This is a genomic window from Rickettsia sp. TH2014 (assembly GCF_019249195.1).
GTDB classification, from domain to species: Bacteria; Pseudomonadota; Alphaproteobacteria; order Rickettsiales; family Rickettsiaceae; genus Rickettsia; species Rickettsia felis.
In genome coordinates, this window is sequence record NZ_MXAX01000148.1 from 1 (window position 1) to 5220 (window position 5220).

The window sequence follows — 5220 nt, forward strand, 5'->3', positions numbered from 1 at the left end:
TTTTTTGATTTAGATTCATCTCTAATCCTCCATTNNNTATTATCTTAATTTTACTAAATGTAAGATTAAATCTCAACTATTACATTTTATACTCTAAGCGCTATATTGACTTTTTTTAATCTCCACGCAACAACGCTGTAGCGAAGTGCTTTATTGCATGGCTTGTATCATGTCATTCCTACGAAAGCAGGAATGACATGATACAACAACACCTATAATTCTAAATAAGCTTCTATTGCCAAAATTAATATTTCATCTTTTTTAGCATCTAACTCTTGAGTTAATTCTTCGTAAATTTGCCTATCTGATAGAGAAGTAAATTTTTTAAATAGCTGCACTAATTTTAAAGAAGGGATAATACGAAAAGCATCTTTTAATATTTTGGTCTTTTTATTAACATTAAGCTTATCATTTAAATTAAAGTAAAATTCTAGTAATTCATCGTTATAAAAATTTAAATCTATAGCTGTTTCCAAATAATCTATAGCATTAGCTGCATTATTACTTTCTACTTCTTGCTTTGCTGCTAATAAATAATACTCAGCAATTTTCGGCATAGACTCATGTTTATGAAATTTTGCGAGTTTATTTGTTATAAAAATAAATTTCGTCCATAGAGAAAGTCTAGCATAACAACGCATTAAAGTAATTAAATTGTCACTATCAAGTTCATTGAAATTATAAGCCTTTGTTGCGTAATTTTCTGCTTTCTCATACAAGGATTTATCATAATAAAGTTTTGCTAGGTTTTTGCTACTGAAAAAAGCGAATTCTTTAGATGCAATAAGTTTTTCAAAATAGAAAATTTTTCTATCTACATCCTCTTCAGTTACGGCTAAGATTAAATTATGGAATTCTTGTGAATCTTTTAGATCTTCAGAAGATAAATTTTTGCGAACAATAGAAGCAGATTTAGCTTTATTACTCATAATATATTCGGCAAAAGCTAAAATTAAAGTATATTTATCATGATTAACTTTTCGTTTATTAAAAATATTATGTATTTTAGACGGTAAATCGATAATTAATATTAGAAATCTAATGACAATAAAACAAGAAATTAGTAATAATAACCCTAAAATAAGACTAAAGAACAAAGTAGTCTCAATATTATAATCGTATAAACTAATAAAAACTTTTGAATCAAAGCTCTCTATTAAAGTAAACCCGAAATAAAGTAGTAAAAAAGTAGTGCATATTAATAATAACCTAAACATCTTTATTTACACACTCCTGCATAAATTTTTCTGAATAAAGAAAATCGATTAGATAGTTTAATTTCTCTAAAATTAGAGTTTTATCTTGTTCTTTTATTATCATAGAAGAAGGTTTTTTCTCAATTTTGATAAATTTCTCCAGCCACTTATGGTTGGTAGGAAAAATTACTTCTGTACTACTTGATTTCGAGAAAAGATAATTATTATTATATGCTTCTAGGCTAGTTAAAATATTCTTTATATCTCGAGGCAGCAGGCGGAATTTTACTATTCTTAACTCCTTACTATAGTCTTTATCCTGCATGAAATTATATACTAATAGATTTACATTTAATAAGTAATTAATATAATCCACTGAATATTGTTTAATAGGAGCTTCTACATTATTATCCCGTAGCTTGACCGAGGAATCCGGTTCCGGTGCTTCAGGGAACTTTAAAGAACTTACGTAATTTAAAAGCGACTTAGTAGATAATAGAGAGGCTGCTTCCTTTTCTTCTACGGTATTTTCTTTATTTTCTACTGCTTGATCAGGAATTTGACTTAAATCTTTATTTTCACTTTTAAACAGTTTTAAAATATCGGCTCTATTATGATAAAAAGTAAAAGAAGATAAGACAAATATTACTATTGCTATAAAAAAGATATTTTTGCTTTTAAATAAACTATCAAATTTTTGCATTTTCGGATAATAACTTGATTATATCGTTAGGATTTCGATCATCACAATAAACCACATTTTTTATAAAAGGTCTAACTATATTTGCAACTTTCAAACTTATAGCTACAACTAAACTATCTTGTAAATATTCTAGTAAATTATTTTGAAGTAATAATCTTAAAAAAGTTTTAGCACTATTCTGAGAATAAAGTAAAATAAAGTCAATAGACATCTTCCCAAACTCCGCTTCCAGAGGTAATTTATACGTCGATCCGGTACTCGCATCCTCACGTACTTCTATGTACGCTGCGGTGCTGCGTCCCGTGTCTCCTTTAAATTCCTCTCTATAAGCTGGTTTGGAAAGATGTCTAATATTGCTTTTAAATTCTTTTATAACAGATAACGGCAGCTCGTTCAAATATTCTACATTATAAATGATATGTCTAGCTATTTTATTAGGCAAATCTTTAGTAATTTCATTTGAAGATAAATATATAGTCTGCTCATATAAATCAGGAGGAAAATGCTTAATCAAATCTTCCGCGTTTTTAGCAGTATAAATTACTTTCTTGCCTAATAATCGTTTTGACTTACTACCTACTACCCAAATATCTTGTTTTAAGTTATGACCGGCTAAGATATTTGCTGCGTATTTACTAGTGATTATTATATTTAAGTAATTATCTAAAATATCAATATTAAAATCTAGAATTTCATATTTAATTAAAGGACAATGAATATAACGTAAATCTAAATTATATTTACTTATTTCTTTTATAGTTTCATTATTTTCTTCAATATTTCTAGTTAATAAAACCGATTTCATACAATATTTGTACCCCAATATAAAAAGCAACTGCCCAAATAATAATAGCAGCTATTTTATTAATTATGGTTAAAATCGTGCTACTTTTATTTAGCTTTCTGATATTATAACCTGCAACTGCTAAAGAAAAAAACCATATCCAAGATATAAATATACAAGTTAAGGTAAACATAATTTTTGCAATACCGTTATACTTTAAAGCACTAGTACCTATTACTATAATCGTATCCATAATAGCATGAGGATTTAATATTGACACCGATATAGTAAATAAAATTTGTTTTTTAGCTGAAAAAGCCCCGGAATTCATTGTAAGATCAATAGGCGGCCGTTTCCAAGTATTATATCCCATATAAATTAAAAAAATAAATCCAACAATAAATATAGATAATTTTAACCAAGAAATTTCAAGAATTAATAAAGATACCCCAAGAACTGCCATACATATAAGAATAGTATCACATATTGAGGCTGCAATTATGCTAGGTAAAGCTTTACTAAACTTTGGCTGTTTTGCTCCTTGATTAAATATAAAAATATTCTGTACTCCGAGCGGCACTATTAAACCAAGAGCTAAAACAATACCATGTAAAAAAGCACCTAATATATCATTCATTATTGTAATTTAGTTTTTATCTTTAATAATATTAACAAAGAGGGGATAGTTATAATAGTAGTAAATAAAAAGAAATTTTGCCAACCGAAATTTACTACCATATAGCCTGAAATTATAGGAAAAATTGAGCGTGAAATTCCCATCATCGACGAAAGAAAAGAATATTGAGTAGCTCGAAATTTACCTTGGCATAGCGAAGAAATAAAAGCTATATAAGCAGTCATCGTCATACCACCAGTAATACTTTCTATTCCTATCGTGATAAATAATAATAAAGAATTTTTACCGTTTATTTCAAGAACAATAAACAAAATATGTCCTAAAGCATGAATAATCCCAAATAAAAATATATTATTTAATATATTTTTATGTTTCATAATAAAGCCACCAAGTAGTCCGCCGATTATAGCTCCTACAACACCCCAAAACTTCCCAACACTTGCTATCTCAAAAGCATCATACTCAAGATGAAGCAAAAACGGATTAATCATAACATTGATTAAGTTATCCGGTAATCTATATAATACTAGGAAAATTAATATATGGATAATGAAATATGCGAGGCTGATGCCATTCCCGCGGAAGCGGGAATCCAGAAAGATCTTTAAGAAATTAGAATAATAACGTTTTATAAAAAATTCATTATTTGGATTCCCGCTTCCGCGGGAATGACATATTCTTTCTTCAACGAGACCAAAAGAATTAGTATATCTAGCAGCTACAATCAATAAAATTAAATAAATAAATACTAAGCCGGCAAAGATTTTATATATTTCATTAAATGTAAAATAAATAGATAAATAAATAGCTCCGGAACCAGCTAAAAGCATACCGACCCGATAACCGAATATATATATTCCTGAAGTAAACCCAAGCGATTCTTTAGGTACTATTTCCGTTCTTAAAGCACTTAATATAGTATCTTGGGCTGCACTAAAAAAAGAAATAATTAAAGCCGTAAAGGTAAATAATACTAGATTAGTACGAGGATCTAGAAAGCTGAAAATATATATAAGAAATATTAACGCAGTACTAGTTAAGCAAATCCAAGATAATCTATGACCGAATATTTTGTTTAAATATTTAATTTGCACTGCATCAAAAATCGGTGCTAACAAGAAATTAATAGAGTAGGGAAGCGTTATGAATGATAATATACCGATTGTTTGCAGTGCCATATCCTCTTTAGCAAGCCAATAATTTAAAGTATTACCGGTAATCATTAGATTAAAACCGCTAATAAGTCCAAACAACCAAATAATAAGTAAATGAGAGTTATTTAACATGAATTTTATATATGTATTAATTTTATGATGTGGGTCTTATTGCATGATTCGACCTACTCGATGTCATTCCCGCGTAGGCAGGAATCCAAAAAAAATAACTTCAATAAGTTTTTATAGATTTTACTGGATTCCCGCCTACGCGGGAATGACATAAAATGAGCCATATAACAAAGCTTATGATGTGCGACCACGATAATTGTTGTGACACTGCCACAACAATTTCTTGATAAGGATATAATTTAGAAAATTTAACCATACGCGAAAGGTTAGCAAAATCAAAACCATTACCATATAGTAGGGTTAACCTTTTAGCCATTTGAGATAATATTTGCTCTCCATATTCAGCCCGTTATTGTTTAGAATTTCTTGATTAATAAGAGAACCAATATGCCAATATAACATTACTAAAGTACTATTAGTGTAACTTGCTACTTGCGATTTAGCTGATTTAATTTGATAAATTATATTACTATAATGGACTGAGAAATCAAGACAAAAAATAATCAAATTCGTTTCCTATTTTTATTATATTGTTAAGCAGCTAATTGATAATAATTTTGCGTATAATTCAGATAAACATCCATAGGTTTTTTGTAACCAATACCCGAATGAAA

5 protein-coding genes and 2 pseudogenes are annotated in these 5220 nt (G+C 28.4%); all 7 read right to left on the reverse strand.

What is annotated here, in order from left to right; all coding sequences use genetic code 11:
* Window positions 1–212: 212 nt before the first annotated feature.
* Window positions 213–1217 carry a tetratricopeptide repeat protein gene (locus KYQ89_RS02785; RefSeq protein WP_218460309.1) on the reverse strand — a complete coding sequence of 335 codons (1005 nt, stop codon included), beginning with the start codon at window positions 1215–1217 and terminating at the stop codon, window positions 213–215.
* Window positions 1210–1575, reverse strand: a pseudogene (locus KYQ89_RS08225) (hypothetical protein); the annotation flags it as partial. The pseudogene KYQ89_RS08225 and the gene KYQ89_RS02785, both read right to left, overlap by 8 nt.
* Before the next feature lie 63 nt (window positions 1576–1638).
* A pseudogene (locus tag KYQ89_RS08230) lies at window positions 1639–1899 on the reverse strand (hypothetical protein); the annotation flags it as partial.
* Entirely contained in the window at window positions 1886–2704 is an 819-nt protein-coding gene (locus KYQ89_RS02795; RefSeq protein ID WP_218460311.1) for a palindromic element RPE1 domain-containing protein, read from the reverse strand. The pseudogene KYQ89_RS08230 and the gene KYQ89_RS02795, both read right to left, overlap by 14 nt.
* The gene (locus KYQ89_RS02800; protein WP_218460314.1) at window positions 2682–3323 is read right to left on the reverse strand and encodes a LysE/ArgO family amino acid transporter; all 642 of its coding nucleotides are present in this window, start codon (window positions 3321–3323) and stop codon (window positions 2682–2684) included. Before KYQ89_RS02800 ends, KYQ89_RS02795 begins: the two co-directional genes overlap by 23 nt.
* Complete coding sequence (locus tag KYQ89_RS02805) at window positions 3320–4606, reverse strand: AmpG family muropeptide MFS transporter (RefSeq protein ID WP_218460312.1); 1287 nt, start codon at window positions 4604–4606, stop codon at window positions 3320–3322. Before KYQ89_RS02805 ends, KYQ89_RS02800 begins: the two co-directional genes overlap by 4 nt.
* Before the next feature lie 100 nt (window positions 4607–4706).
* Window positions 4707–4922 (reverse strand): DUF1016 N-terminal domain-containing protein, encoded by a 216-nt coding sequence (locus KYQ89_RS02810; protein WP_256621215.1) that lies wholly within the window; start codon window positions 4920–4922, stop codon window positions 4707–4709.
* Window positions 4923–5220: the final 298 nt, after the last annotated feature.

Coding starts and splice junctions, on each gene's coding strand:
- KYQ89_RS02785 (WP_218460309.1), bottom strand. CDS start 1,217: ATGTTTAGGTTATTATTAATATGCACTACTTTTTTACTACTTTATTTC.
- KYQ89_RS02795 (WP_218460311.1), bottom strand. CDS start 2,704: ATGAAATCGGTTTTATTAACTAGAAATATTGAAGAAAATAATGAAACT.
- KYQ89_RS02805 (WP_218460312.1), bottom strand. CDS start 4,606: ATGTTAAATAACTCTCATTTACTTATTATTTGGTTGTTTGGACTTATT.
- KYQ89_RS02810 (WP_256621215.1), bottom strand. CDS start 4,922: ATGGCTAAAAGGTTAACCCTACTATATGGTAATGGTTTTGATTTTGCT.